This is a genomic window from Streptococcus sp. SN-1 (assembly GCF_041154385.1).
Classification (GTDB): domain Bacteria; phylum Bacillota; class Bacilli; order Lactobacillales; family Streptococcaceae; genus Streptococcus; species Streptococcus mitis_CT.
In genome coordinates this window covers 1,353,968-1,366,744 of record NZ_AP028929.1, presented here as the reverse complement: position 1 = coordinate 1,366,744, position 12,777 = coordinate 1,353,968, and the positions used below count along the sequence as shown (strand labels likewise).

Sequence of the window (12,777 nt, the reverse complement as noted above, 5' to 3'; positions counted from 1 at the left end):
AATGGCGAATCCCAAGTATAAACGTATTTTAATCAAGTTATCAGGTGAAGCCCTTGCCGGTGAACGTGGCGTAGGGATTGATATCCAAACAGTTCAAACAATCGCAAAAGAGATTCAAGAAGTTCATAGCTTAGGTATCGAAATTGCCCTTGTTATTGGTGGAGGAAATCTCTGGCGTGGTGAACCTGCAGCAGAAGCAGGAATGGACCGAGTTCAGGCAGATTATACAGGAATGCTTGGGACTGTTATGAATGCTCTTGTGATGGCAGATTCATTGCAACAAGTTGGGGTTGATACGCGTGTGCAAACTGCCATTGCCATGCAACAAGTGGCAGAGCCTTATGTCCGTGGACGTGCCCTTCGTCACCTTGAAAAAGGCCGTATCGTTATCTTTGGTGCCGGAATTGGTTCACCTTACTTCTCAACAGATACCACAGCGGCTCTTCGTGCAGCTGAAATCGAAGCAGATGCTATCCTTATGGCTAAAAATGGTGTAGATGGTGTTTACAATGCCGATCCTAAGAAGGACAAGACAGCTGTTAAGTTTGAAGAATTGACCCACCGTGACGTTATCAATAAAGGTCTTCGTATCATGGACTCAACTGCTTCAACCCTCTCAATGGACAACGACATTGACTTGGTTGTCTTCAACATGAACCAACCAGGCAACATCAAACGTGTCGTATTTGGTGAAAATATCGGAACAACAGTTTCAAATAATATCGAAGAAAAGGAATAAGAAAGATTATGGTTAACGCAATTATTGAAAAAGCTAAAGAGAGAATGACCCAGTCTCACCAATCACTTGCTCGTGAATTTGGTGGTATCCGTGCCGGTCGTGCCAATGCAAGCTTGCTTGACCGTGTACATGTAGAATATTATGGAGTAGAAACTCCTCTTAACCAAATCGCTTCAATCACCATTCCAGAAGCACGTGTTTTGTTGGTAACACCATTTGACAAGTCTTCATTGAAAGACATCGAACGTGCCTTGAACGCTTCTGATCTTGGTATTACACCAGCTAACGACGGTTCTGTGATTCGCTTGGTTATCCCTGCTCTTACAGAAGAAACTCGTCGTGACCTTGCTAAAGAAGTGAAGAAGGTCGGCGAAAATGCTAAAGTAGCTGTTCGTAATATCCGTCGCGATGCTATGGACGAAGCTAAGAAACAAGAAAAAGCAAAAGAAATCACTGAAGACGAATTGAAGACTCTTGAAAAAGACATTCAAAAAGTAACAGACGATGCTGTTAAACACATCGACGACATGACTGCCAACAAAGAGAAAGAACTTTTGGAAGTCTAAAAATAAACAGAAAAACTCAGTTGGCATTGCTGGCTGAGTTTTATTCGAAAGAAGGAAATATGAATACAAATCTTGCAAGTTTTATCGTTGGACTGATCATCGATGAAAATGACCGTTTTTACTTTGTTCAAAAGGATGGTCAAACCTATGCTCTTGCTAAGGAAGAAGGTCAACATACAGTAGGGGACACGGTTAAAGGTTTTGCCTACGCGGATATGAAGCAAAAACTGCGCCTGACAACCATAGAAGTAACTGCCACTCAGGACCAATTTGGTTGGGGAACTGTAACGGAAGTTCGTAAAGACTTGGGTGTCTTTGTGGATACAGGCCTTCCTGACAAGGAAATCGTTGTGTCACTCGATATTCTCCCTGAGTTCAAGGAACTCTGGCCTAAGAAAGGCGACCAACTCTACATCCGTCTTGAAGTGGACAAGAAAGATCGTATCTGGGGCCTCTTGGCTTATCAAGAAGACTTCCAACGTCTGGCTCGTCCTGCTTACAACAACATGCAGAACCAAAACTGGCCAGCCATTGTATACCGTCTCAAGTTGTCAGGAACTTTTGTTTATCTGCCAGAAAATAACATGCTTGGTTTTATCCATCCTAGCGAGCGTTACGCAGAACCACGTTTGGGGCAAGTTTTAGATGCGCGTGTTATTGGCTTCCGTGAAGTGGACCGTACTCTGAATCTCTCTCTCAAACCACGTTCTTTTGAGATGTTGGAAAATGATGCCCAGATGATTTTGACCTACTTGGAAAGCAATGGTGGTTTCATGACCTTAAATGATAAGTCATCTCCAGACGACATCAAGGCAACCTTTGGTATCTCTAAAGGTCAGTTCAAGAAAGCACTCGGTGGCTTGATGAAGGCTGGTAAAATCAAACAAGACCAGTTTGGGACAGAGTTGATCTAGGGAGATATATGAGAAAATCATTTTACACTTGGCTCATGACCGAGCGCAATCCTAAAAGTAACATTCCCAAGGCTATCTTGGCAGACCTAGCATTTGAAGAATCAGCCTTTCCAAAACACACAGATGATTTTGATGAGGTGAGTCGCTTTTTGGAGGAGCATGCCAGCTTCTCTTTTAACCTAGGAGACTTTGACGCTATCTGGCAAGAATACTTAGAACACTAGCATGATTCACTGGGTTTGGGCTAGTAATTTCTCCATCCCTTTGCTATAATAAAAAGAAATAAAAGGATTAGAGAGGTTCTTTATTTGAAGGAACATTCAATTGACATTCAACTGAGTCATCCAGATGACCTGTTTCATCTTTTTGGTTCCAATGAACGCCATCTTCGTTTGATGGAAGAAGAGCTTGATGTGGTGATTCATGCCCGTACGGAGATTGTGCAGGTTTTGGGCGAAGAGACTGCCTGCGAGGAAGCTCGTCAGGTTATTCAAGCTCTCATGGTCTTGGTAAACCGTGGGATGACCATTGGTACGCCAGATGTAGTGACTGCGATTAGCATGGTCAAAAACGATGAAATTGACAAGTTTGTCGCCCTTTATGAAGAAGAAATCATTAAAGATAATACAGGGAAGCCTATTCGTGTCAAAACCTTGGGTCAAAAACTGTATGTTGACAGTGTTAAACAGCATGATGTAACCTTTGGAATTGGGCCTGCAGGGACAGGGAAGACTTTTCTTGCAGTGACCTTGGCAGTGACTGCCCTTAAACGTGGGCAGGTCAAGCGGATTATCCTGACACGTCCAGCGGTGGAAGCAGGAGAGAGTCTAGGTTTTCTTCCGGGTGATCTCAAGGAGAAGGTGGATCCTTACCTTCGACCTGTTTATGATGCCTTGTATCAGATTCTGGGAAAAGACCAAACAACTCGTCTCATGGAGCGTGAAATTATCGAGATTGCGCCCCTTGCCTATATGCGTGGACGGACCTTGGATGATGCCTTTGTCATTCTCGATGAGGCACAAAATACAACCATTATGCAGATGAAGATGTTTTTGACGCGTTTAGGCTTTAATTCTAAGATGATTGTCAATGGAGATATCAGTCAGATTGACCTGCCACGCAATGTCAAGTCTGGTCTGATTGATGCTCAGGAGAAACTCAAGAACATTCACCAAATCGACTTTGTTCACTTTTCAGCCAAGGATGTGGTTCGCCATCCTGTTGTTGCTCAGATTATCAGAGCTTATGAACCAGTACCAGTTAAAAATGAAGAGAGTGAATAATTAGATCCTCAACATCTGTCTGAAGGATAGTTTTTTGTACTTAAAGTTATCTCAATACAATGTTTCATTCAATATCCTTGTATTAGATTAGAAAGGTTTCAAGTGGTGGAATCCTATGGAATCAATCTTTTTAAAACTAGCTCAGTATCCGATAGTGGAGACAGAGCGTTTATTGCTTAGACCTGTAACCTTGGATGATTCGGAAGCAATGTTTGACTATGCCTCGGACAAGGATAATACACGTTACACTTTTCTAACCAATCAAAATTTAGAAGAAACCAAAAATAATATTGCTCAGTTTTATCTTGCCAATCCATTAGGGCGTTGGGGAATAGAACTAAAAAGCAATGGCAAATTTATTGGAACCATTGACTTGCACAAGATTGATCCTGTTCTTAAGAAGGCAGCTATTGGCTACATTATCAATAAAAAGTATTGGAATCAAGGATTAACGACAGAAGCCAATCGTGCTGTGATTGAGCTAGCTTTTGAGAAGATAGGGATGAATAAGTTGACCGCTCTTCATGATAAGGATAATCCCGCATCTGGAAAGGTCATGGAGAAATCAGGCATGCGTTTTTCACATGCAGAACCATATGCTTGTATGGACCAGCATGAAGAAGGCCGAATCGTGACAAGAGTTCACTATGTCTTGACCAAGGAAGACTATTTTGCAAATAAATAAGCAGTTGAAAAGAAATTTTCGACTGTTTTTTCTTCCTCTTACGAATAATCTAAGAGAGGAGAAAATATGGAAGCAATTATCGAGAAAATCAAAGAGTATAAAATCATTGTCATCTGTACTGGTCTGGGGTTACTTGTCGGAGGATTTTTCCTGCTAAAGCCAGCTCCACAAACACCTATAAAGGAAACGAATTTACAGGCAGAAGTCGCAGCTATTTCCAAGGATTCGGTGTCCGAAAAGGAAGTGAAGAAGGAAAAAAATGCAGAACCCCTTGAACAAGATCTAATCACAGTAGATGTGAAGGGTGCTGTTAAAGCGCCAGGAATTTATGATTTGCCAGTAGGGAGTCGGGTCAATGACGCCGTTCAGAAAGCAGGTGGTTTGACAGAGCAAGCAGACAGCAAGTCGCTCAATCTAGCTCAGAAAGTCAGTGATGAGGCTCTGGTTTACGTTCCAACTAAGGGAGAAGAAGTAGCTAGTCAACAGACTACTTCGGGGACAGCTTCTTCGACGAGCAAGGAAAAAAAGGTCAATCTCAACAAGGCCAGTCTGGAAGAACTCAAGCAGGTCAAGGGACTGGGAGGAAAACGAGCTCAGGACATTATCGATCATCGTGAGGCAAATGGGAAATTTAAGTCGGTTGATGAACTCAAGAAAGTCTCTGGAATTGGTGCCAAGACCATAGAAAAGCTAAAAGACTATGTTACAGTGGATTAAAAACATCCCTATTCCCCTCATTTACCTGAGTTTTCTGTTACTATGGCTTTACTATGCCATTTTTTAAGCGTCCTATCTTGCTTTGTTGGGCTTTATTTTTTTGCTAGTCTGTCTCTTTGTACAATTTCCTTGGAAATCTGCAGGCAAAGTTCTAGTGCTTTGCGGAATCTTTGGCTTCTGGTTTCTGTTTCAAAATTGGCAACAGAGTCAAGCGAGTCAAAATTTGGCGGATTCTGTTGAAAGGTTACGGATTTTGCCTGACACTATTAAGGTCAATGGTGACAGCCTATCCTTTCGTGGCAAGTCTGATGGGCGCACTTTTCAAGTCTATTATAAACTCCAGTCCGAGGAGGAGAAAGAAGCCTTTCAAGATTTAACAGCCCTTCATGAGATAGGACTAGAAGGAAAGCTTTCGGAGCCAGAAGGGCAGAGAAATTTTGGTGGCTTTGACTACCAAGCTTATCTGAAGACTCAGGGAATTTACCAGACTCTCAATATCAAAAAAATCCAGTCATTTCAAAAGGTTGGCAGTTGGGATATAGGTGAAAACCTGTCCAGTTTACGTCGAAAGGCTGTAGTTTGGATTAAGGCGCATTTTCCAGATCCTATGCGCAATTACATGACGGGGCTTATATTAGGACATCTGGATACAGACTTTGAGGAGATGAATGAGCTTTATTCTAGTCTAGGAATTATCCACCTATTTGCCTTGTCGGGCATGCAGGTAGGATTTTTCATGGATGGCTTTAAGAAACTACTCTTGCGATTGGGCTTGACCCAAGAAAAGTTGAAATGGCTGACCTATCCCTTTTCTCTTATCTATGCAGGGCTGACAGGATTTTCAGCTTCGGTCATTCGCAGTCTCTTGCAAAAGTTACTGGCTCAACATGGTGTTAAGGGCTTGGACAATTTTTCCCTGACGGTGCTTGTCCTCTTTATCATCATGCCTAACTTTTTCCTGACTGCAGGAGGAGTATTGTCCTGCGCTTATGCTTTTATCTTGACTATGACCAGCAAAGAAGGGGAGGGACTCAAGGCTGTTGCCAGAGAAAGTCTAGTCATCTCCTTGGGCATCTTGCCCATTCTATCCTTCTATTTTGCAGAATTTCAACCTTGGTCCATCCTTTTGACCTTTGTCTTTTCCTTTCTATTTGACTTGGTCTTCTTACCGCTCTTGTCTATCTTATTTGCCCTTTCCTTTCTCTATCCAGTCATTCAGCTGAATTTTATCTTTGAATGGTTGGAGGGCATTATTCGCTTGGTCTCGCAGGTGGCAAGTAGGCCGCTTGTCTTTGGACAACCCAATGCATGGCTTTTAATTTTATTGTTAATTTCCTTGGCTTTAATTTATGATTTGAGGAAAAACATTAAAAGGCTAACAGTATTGAGCTTATTGATTACAGGTCTCTTTTTCCTAACCAAGTATCCACTGGAAAATGAAATCACTATGCTGGATGTGGGGCAAGGCGAAAGTATTTTCCTACGGGATGTAACTGGTAAGACCATTCTCATAGATGTAGGTGGCAAGGCAGAATCTGATAAGAAAATCGAAAAATGGCAAGAAAAGACGACGACCAGCAATGCCCAGCGAACCTTGATTCCCTACCTCAAAAGTAGAGGAGTGGCCAAGATTGATCAGCTAATTTTGACCAATACAGATAAGGAGCATGTTGGAGATTTGTTGGAGGTGACCAAGGCTTTCCATGTAGGCGAAATTTTAGTGTCCAAAGGCAGTTTGAAACAGAAGGAATTTGTAGCAGAACTACAAGCGACTCAAATCAAAGTACGCAGTGTGACAGAAGGTGAGAATTTACCCATTTTTGGAAGTCAGCTAGAAGTCCTATCTCCAAGGAAAATTGGAGATGGAGGTCATGAAGATTCACTGGTTCTGTATGGGAAACTCTTGGATAAGCACTTTCTCTTCACAGGAAATTTGGAGGAGAAAGGAGAGAAGGACATGCTGAAGCAATATCCTGACTTAGAGGTGAATGTGTTGAAAGCTGGCCAACATGGTTCTAAAAATTCATCAAGTTCAGCCTTTCTAGAAAAACTCAAACCAGAGATGACTCTCATTTCAGTTGGAAAGAATAATCGAACGAAACTCCCTCATCAGGAAACCTTGACCCGACTGGAAGGTATCAATAGCAAAGTATATCGAACTGACCAGTATGGAGCTATACGCTTTAAAGGGTGGAGAAGTTGGAAAATCGAAACGGTTGGTTAATGAGCAGAAACTTTTCAAAAAAATAACTTTTTATCTTGACAAGGGCTAGAAAACTTGGTATCATATAAAAGTTGAGAAAAGCAGAAGTGAGAGCTTCTCGCCTTGTGACATTAAGTTGCCTGGCCCTACGGATGAAAAGTTTCTAAGAAACGCTATCATAACGTGCGGGCTTGTATATTTACGAGTCCGCTATTGTTTTTCTCTAATAAAACAAAAGAGGTGAAAACCATAGCAAAGCAAGACTTATTCATCAATGATGAGATTCGTGTACGTGAAGTTCGCTTGATTGGTCTTGAAGGAGAACAGCTAGGCATCAAGCCACTCAGTGAAGCGCAAGCTTTGGCTGATAACGCTAATGTTGACCTAGTCTTGATTCAACCCCAAGCCAAACCGCCTGTTGCAAAAATTATGGACTATGGTAAGTTCAAATTTGAGTACCAGAAGAAGCAAAAAGAACAACGCAAAAAACAAAGTGTTGTTACTGTGAAAGAAGTTCGTCTAAGTCCAACTATTGACAAGGGTGACTTTGATACAAAACTTCGCAATGCACGCAAATTCCTTGAAAAAGGAAATAAAGTTAAGGTATCTATTCGCTTTAAGGGTCGTATGATTACCCATAAAGAGATTGGTGCAAAAGTTTTAGCCGAGTTTGCTGAAGCAACTCAAGATATTGCAATCATCGAACAACGTGCTAAAATGGATGGACGTCAAATGTTCATGCAATTGGCGCCAGCGACTGACAAAAAATAATTGTCAGAAAGTTAAATAAAGGAGAAAAAATCATGCCAAAACAAAAAACACACCGCGCATCAGCTAAACGTTTCAAACGTACAGGTTCTGGTGGACTTAAACGTTTCCGTGCTTACACTTCTCACCGTTTCCACGGAAAAACTAAGAAACAACGTCGTCATCTTCGTAAAGCATCTATGGTTCATTCAGGAGATTACAAACGTATCAAAGCAATGCTTACTCGCTTGAAATAATAGCTTGACTGTAAGTAAACAATTCTAGGAAATATTTGGAGGAAATAAAACATGGCACGTGTTAAAGGTGGCGTTGTATCACGCAAACGTCGTAAACGTATTCTTAAATTAGCAAAAGGTTACTATGGAGCTAAACACATCTTGTTCCGTACTGCAAAAGAACAAGTAATGAACTCTTACTACTATGCATACCGTGACCGTCGTCAGAAAAAACGTGACTTCCGCAAATTGTGGATCACTCGTATCAACGCGGCAGCTCGTATGAACGGACTTTCATACTCACAATTGATGCATGGTTTGAAATTGGCTGAGATCGAAGTTAACCGTAAAATGCTTGCTGACTTGGCTGTTAACGATGCAGCAGCTTTCACAGCTCTTGCAGATGCAGCTAAAGCAAAACTTGGTAAATAATAACTGATGAGACTGGAACAGGATTGTCCCAGTCTTTTTAGAAATAAAGGAGAAAAATATGGCTTCAAAAATGCTACACACTTGCTTGCGAGTAGAAAATCTTGAAAAATCAATCGCATTTTATCAAGATGCTTTTGGTTTTAAAGAATTGCGTCGCAGAGATTTTCCAGATCATGCCTTCACGATTGTCTACCTAGGACTTGAAGGTGACGACTATGAGTTGGAGTTGACTTATAACTACGATCACGGTCCTTATGTGGTTGGAGATGGGTTTGCCCATATCGCCCTCAGTACACCTGATCTTGAAGCTCTTCATCAAGAGCACAGTGCAAAAGGTTATGAAGTGACTGAGCCAAGTGGTCTACCAGGAACTGTACCAAACTATTACTTTGTCAAAGACCCTGATGGATACAAGGTCGAAGTCATTCGTGAAAAATAATTTCGTGAAGTCAAGTGGAATGTTCGTTTTCTACTTGACTTTTTTTGGTTGAAAGAGTATACTAGTAAAAATTTAACCTTTAAGGGGAGTCCAGAGAGACTCACAAGGTGTCAGATAAAAGAATAGTACAATTTTCTAGAGGGGACTTTTTGAGTGTGCTCTCTTGTGTTGTACGATTTTAACTGAGGCCTTGCACTAGCAAGGTCTTTTCTTTGTCTGGTCCCCTTAAAATTTAAGGAGGAAAAGTCATGAATCCCACATGTAAGAAACGCTTGGGTGCCATTCGATTGGAAACCATGAAGGTGGTTGCACAAGAGGAAATCGCGCCAGCAATTTTTGAATTAGTCCTAGAAGGGGAAATGGTTGAAGCTATGAGAGCAGGCCAATTTCTTCATCTACGTGTGCCTGATGATGCCCATCTCTTGCGCCGTCCTATTTCAATTTCGTCTATTGATAAGGTAAACAAGCAGTGTCACCTCATTTATCGGATTGAGGGAGCTGGGACTGCTATTTTTTCAACCTTAAGTCAGGGAGATACTCTTGATGTGATGGGACCTCAGGGGAATGGTTTTGACTTGTCTGACCTAGGCAGTCAGAGCCAAGTTCTCCTTGTTGGTGGGGGGATTGGTGTTCCGCCCTTGCTTGAGGTGGCTAAGGAATTGCATGCGCTTGGGGTGAAAGTAGTGACAGTTCTCGGTTTTGCCAACAAGGATGCTGTTATTTTAGAGACGGAATTAGCTCAATATGGTCAAGTCTTTGTAACGACAGATGATGGTTCTTATGGTATCAAGGGAAATGTTTCCGTTGTTATCAAGGATTTAGATAGTCAGTTTGATGCTGTTTACTCATGTGGGGCACCTGGAATGATGAAGTATATCAATCAAACCTTTTATGACCATCCAAGGGCCTATTTGTCTCTGGAATCTCGTATGGCTTGTGGGATGGGGGCCTGCTATGCCTGTGTCCTAAAAGTGCCAGAAAGCGAGACGGTCAGCCAACGCGTCTGTGAAGATGGCCCTGTTTTCCGTACAGGAACAGTTGTATTATAAGGAGAAAATCATGACTACAAATCGTTTACAAGTTTCTCTACCTGGCTTGGATTTGAAAAATCCCATCATTCCAGCATCAGGCTGTTTTGGTTTTGGCCAAGAGTATGCCAAGTACTATGATTTAGACCTTTTGGGCTCCATTATGATTAAGGCGACGACCCTTGAACCTCGTTTTGGCAATCCTACTCCAAGGGTGGCAGAGACGCCTGCAGGTATGCTCAATGCAATCGGTTTGCAAAATCCTGGTTTGGAAGTTGTTTTGGCTGAAAAATTACCTTGGCTAGAAAGAGAGTATCCAAATCTTCCTATTATCGCCAATGTAGCTGGTTTTTCAAAACAAGAGTATGCAGTTGTTTCTAGTGGTATTTCCAAGGCAGCTAATGTAAAGGCTATTGAGCTCAATATTTCTTGCCCTAACGTAGATCACTGTAATCATGGACTCTTGATTGGTCAAGACCCTGATCTGGCTTATGATGTGGTGAAAGCAGCTGTGGAAGCCTCTGATGTACCAGTTTATGTCAAACTAACTCCTAGTGTGACCGATATCGTTACTGTCGCAAAGGCAGTAGAGGATGCAGGAGCAAGTGGCTTAACCATGATCAATACTCTGGTTGGAATGCGTTTTGACCTCAAAACCAGAAAACCAATCTTGGCCAATGGAACAGGTGGAATGTCTGGTCCAGCAGTCTTTCCAGTAGCCCTCAAACTCATCCGACAAGTTGCCCAAACAACAGACCTGCCTATCATTGGAATGGGGGGAGTGGATTCAGCAGAAGCTGCCCTAGAAATGTATCTGGCTGGTGCCTCTGCTATCGGAGTTGGAACAGCCAACTTTACCAATCCTTATGCCTGTCCTGATATTATTGAAAATCTGCCCAAAGTCATGGACAAATACGGCATTAGTAGTCTAGAAAATCTACGCAAGGAAGTAAAAGAGTCTCTGAAGTAAACTGCAATCAATCTGTTCTTGATTTTTTTAATGATTAGTAAGTAAACAAGTTAAAAATCCTGATTTCAAGTAAAATCAGGATTTTTTCATGGATGCAATTTTTTCTGGATCTGGTGTGACACGGAGGGTCTTTTGTCCTGTGTAAGTGACAAAGCCAGGTTTTCCACCGGTTGGTTTATTGAGTTTTTTGACTTCAATCATATCTACCTGAACCAGATTTGACAGGCGACCTTGAGAGAAATAGGCGGCCAGCTCTGCTGCGTCTGTCTTGACTTCATCAGATGGGTCAAGATTGCCTGAGATGACAACATGGCTTCCAGGAATGTCTTTGGCATGGAACCAAAGTTCCTCCTTGCGGGCCATTTTAAAGGTTAGTTCCTCATTTTGCAGGTTATTGCGGCCAACATAGATGATGGTTTTGCCATCGCTCGCCAGATACTGTTCTGGTTTTTTTCGTTTCTGGATTTTTTCTCGCTGTCTTCTACGGATAAAGCCAGTTTGAATCAATTCTTCACGAATTTCAGCGATTTCTTCCAGTCCAGCTTGGTTGAGGACAGTTTCGACACTTTCCAGATAGAGAATGGTTGCCTTTGTTTCTTCAATCAGATCAGTCAAGTATTTGACAGCTTCTTTGAGTTTCTGGTAACGTTTAAAATAGCGTTGGGCATTCTGGTTGGGAGTCAGGGCCTTATCAAGCGCAATGGTGATAGGTTGATTAGTGTAGTAATTGTCTAGGATAACCTGGTCTTGGTCGTTAGGCACTTGGTGGAGGAAGGTTGTCAGCAATTCTCCTTTTTGGCGAAATTCTTCAGCATTGTCTGTCGCTAGTAACTCTTTTTCTTGTTTTTTTAGCTTATGTCGATTTTTTTGAAGTTCATTTTCAACACGACGAATGAGTTCACTGGCTTGCTGTTTGACGCGGTCGCGTTCAGCCTTATCCTTATAGTAGGTGTCCAATAAATCAGAAAGACTGGCAAAAGGCTCTCCCATCTGATTTGCAAAAGGAACTGGACTGAAGGAAGTCTCAGTCAAGCATGGTTTGGTTTCTTGATTGAAAAAATTTCGGAAAGTAGATAGTTTATCAGTAATCAGAATGCTTTCCAATTCATTTGCCGTATCGCGTCCCAGACCTTGAAAGAGGTTTTGAAGATTTTTAGCTGTCGTTTCCTGTGTTTGTAGGATTTCAAAGAGCTTTTCATCCTTGATGGTGAAAGGATTGAGAGATTCCGTACTTGGCGGAGCGATATAGGTCGATCCAGGAAGCAAGGTGCGGTAACTATTTTGTGAAAAGCCGACGTGTTTAATAACTTCGAGAATTTTATGACTACTTTTATCAACCAGTAGAATGTTACTGTGTTTACCCATGATTTCGATAATCAAGGTAGCCTGGATATGGTCTCCAATCTCGTTTTTATTGGAAACTGTAATTTCCACAATTCGGTCATTTTCCACTTGCTCAATCGACTCAATCAGGGCACCCTGCAAATACTTTCTCAAAACCATGATAAAGGTAGAAGGTTGGGCTGGATTTTCAAAAGTCGTCTGGGTCAGCTGAATGCGTCCAAAAACAGGATGGGCAGAGAGGAGCAGGCGATGGCTTTGGCGATTGCTACGGATTTGCAAGACCAACTCTTGTTCAAAAGGTTGATTGATTTTCTGAATGCGACCGTTCACTAACTCTCTTCGCAATTCCTCAACCATGTGGTGTAAAAAAAATCCGTCAAATGACATCGTTCTCTCCTTGTGATTGTATTCCATAGTATTATATCAAAAAGGTAGAATAAAATCATGGAAATGTGGTATAATAAAGCCAAGTAA

The 12,777-nt window shown here is 41.8% G+C and carries 14 protein-coding genes, 1 pseudogene and 1 other annotated feature; of the genes and pseudogenes, 14 read left to right on the top strand and 1 reads right to left on the bottom strand.

Annotated features, from left to right (window positions below):
- The first annotated feature begins 1 nt into the window (after position 1).
- The 14 genes and pseudogenes from pyrH to ACAM22_RS06110 all read left to right on the top strand — a co-directional run bounded on the left by pyrH (position 2) and on the right by ACAM22_RS06110 (position 10,959).
- On the top strand, positions 2 to 739 hold the full coding sequence (gene pyrH, locus ACAM22_RS06175) for a UMP kinase (RefSeq protein ID WP_000002996.1): 738 nt from the start codon (positions 2 to 4) through the stop codon (positions 737 to 739).
- 8 nt (positions 740 to 747) lie between these two features.
- The gene (gene frr / locus ACAM22_RS06170) at positions 748 to 1,305 is read left to right on the top strand and encodes a ribosome recycling factor (protein WP_175913643.1); all 558 of its coding nucleotides are present in this window, start codon (positions 748 to 750) and stop codon (positions 1,303 to 1,305) included.
- 59 nt (positions 1,306 to 1,364) lie between these two features.
- Positions 1,365 to 2,219 (top strand): RNA-binding virulence regulatory protein CvfB, encoded by an 855-nt coding sequence (gene cvfB / locus ACAM22_RS06165; protein WP_369606517.1) that lies wholly within the window; start codon positions 1,365 to 1,367, stop codon positions 2,217 to 2,219.
- A gap of 8 nt (positions 2,220 to 2,227) precedes the next feature.
- The gene (locus ACAM22_RS06160) at positions 2,228 to 2,443 is read left to right on the top strand and encodes a YozE family protein (protein WP_261050267.1); all 216 of its coding nucleotides are present in this window, start codon (positions 2,228 to 2,230) and stop codon (positions 2,441 to 2,443) included.
- 84 nt (positions 2,444 to 2,527) lie between these two features.
- A complete protein-coding gene (locus ACAM22_RS06155) occupies positions 2,528 to 3,502 on the top strand; it encodes a PhoH family protein (protein WP_261050265.1) in 975 nt (324 codons plus the stop codon).
- 115 nt (positions 3,503 to 3,617) lie between these two features.
- Positions 3,618 to 4,187: a GNAT family N-acetyltransferase gene (locus ACAM22_RS06150; RefSeq protein WP_261050264.1), complete on the top strand. Its 570-nt coding sequence runs from the start codon at positions 3,618 to 3,620 to the stop codon at positions 4,185 to 4,187.
- Between the two features lie 66 nt (positions 4,188 to 4,253).
- A complete protein-coding gene (locus tag ACAM22_RS06145) occupies positions 4,254 to 4,904 on the top strand; it encodes a helix-hairpin-helix domain-containing protein (protein WP_265471425.1) in 651 nt (216 codons plus the stop codon).
- Positions 4,888 to 7,128, top strand: a pseudogene (locus ACAM22_RS06140) (DNA internalization-related competence protein ComEC/Rec2). Before ACAM22_RS06145 ends, ACAM22_RS06140 begins: the two are co-directional and overlap by 17 nt.
- A 72-nt stretch (positions 7,129 to 7,200) precedes the next feature.
- Positions 7,201 to 7,332: a sequence feature (ribosomal protein L20 leader region), on the top strand.
- Between the two features lie 15 nt (positions 7,333 to 7,347).
- Positions 7,348 to 7,878: a translation initiation factor IF-3 gene (gene infC / locus ACAM22_RS06135; protein WP_000848180.1), complete on the top strand. Its 531-nt coding sequence runs from the start codon at positions 7,348 to 7,350 to the stop codon at positions 7,876 to 7,878.
- 32 nt (positions 7,879 to 7,910) lie between these two features.
- Entirely contained in the window at positions 7,911 to 8,111 is a 201-nt protein-coding gene (gene rpmI, locus ACAM22_RS06130) for a 50S ribosomal protein L35 (RefSeq protein ID WP_001125943.1), read from the top strand.
- Positions 8,112 to 8,162: 51 nt separating this feature from the next.
- Positions 8,163 to 8,522 (top strand): 50S ribosomal protein L20, encoded by a 360-nt coding sequence (gene rplT, locus ACAM22_RS06125; protein ID WP_000124834.1) that lies wholly within the window; start codon positions 8,163 to 8,165, stop codon positions 8,520 to 8,522.
- A 58-nt stretch (positions 8,523 to 8,580) separates the two neighbouring features.
- Entirely contained in the window at positions 8,581 to 8,961 is a 381-nt protein-coding gene (locus ACAM22_RS06120; protein ID WP_153226519.1) for a VOC family protein, read from the top strand.
- A gap of 248 nt (positions 8,962 to 9,209) precedes the next feature.
- Entirely contained in the window at positions 9,210 to 10,010 is an 801-nt protein-coding gene (locus ACAM22_RS06115; protein ID WP_153226520.1) for a dihydroorotate dehydrogenase electron transfer subunit, read from the top strand.
- Positions 9,973 to 10,959, top strand: a complete 987-nt coding sequence (locus tag ACAM22_RS06110; RefSeq protein ID WP_369606516.1) for a dihydroorotate dehydrogenase — start codon at positions 9,973 to 9,975, stop codon at positions 10,957 to 10,959. The genes ACAM22_RS06115 and ACAM22_RS06110 overlap by 38 nt, the downstream gene beginning before the upstream one ends.
- A gap of 75 nt (positions 10,960 to 11,034) precedes the next feature.
- Here ACAM22_RS06110 and pavA read toward each other — a convergent pair whose 3' ends face one another.
- Positions 11,035 to 12,690 (bottom strand): Rqc2 family fibronectin-binding protein PavA, encoded by a 1,656-nt coding sequence (gene pavA, locus ACAM22_RS06105; RefSeq protein ID WP_101782199.1) that lies wholly within the window; start codon positions 12,688 to 12,690, stop codon positions 11,035 to 11,037.
- Positions 12,691 to 12,777: the final 87 nt, after the last annotated feature.

Coding starts and splice junctions, on each gene's coding strand:
- frr (WP_175913643.1), top strand. CDS start 748: ATGGTTAACGCAATTATTGAAAAAGCTAAAGAGAGAATGACCCAGTCT.
- ACAM22_RS06120 (WP_153226519.1), top strand. CDS start 8,581: ATGGCTTCAAAAATGCTACACACTTGCTTGCGAGTAGAAAATCTTGAA.
- pavA (WP_101782199.1), bottom strand. CDS start 12,690: ATGTCATTTGACGGATTTTTTTTACACCACATGGTTGAGGAATTGCGA.
- ACAM22_RS06160 (WP_261050267.1), top strand. CDS start 2,228: ATGAGAAAATCATTTTACACTTGGCTCATGACCGAGCGCAATCCTAAA.
- ACAM22_RS06150 (WP_261050264.1), top strand. CDS start 3,618: ATGGAATCAATCTTTTTAAAACTAGCTCAGTATCCGATAGTGGAGACA.
- pyrH (WP_000002996.1), top strand. CDS start 2: ATGGCGAATCCCAAGTATAAACGTATTTTAATCAAGTTATCAGGTGAA.
- ACAM22_RS06110 (WP_369606516.1), top strand. CDS start 9,973: ATGGCCCTGTTTTCCGTACAGGAACAGTTGTATTATAAGGAGAAAATC.
- ACAM22_RS06145 (WP_265471425.1), top strand. CDS start 4,254: ATGGAAGCAATTATCGAGAAAATCAAAGAGTATAAAATCATTGTCATC.
- rplT (WP_000124834.1), top strand. CDS start 8,163: ATGGCACGTGTTAAAGGTGGCGTTGTATCACGCAAACGTCGTAAACGT.
- cvfB (WP_369606517.1), top strand. CDS start 1,365: ATGAATACAAATCTTGCAAGTTTTATCGTTGGACTGATCATCGATGAA.
- ACAM22_RS06115 (WP_153226520.1), top strand. CDS start 9,210: ATGAATCCCACATGTAAGAAACGCTTGGGTGCCATTCGATTGGAAACC.
- rpmI (WP_001125943.1), top strand. CDS start 7,911: ATGCCAAAACAAAAAACACACCGCGCATCAGCTAAACGTTTCAAACGT.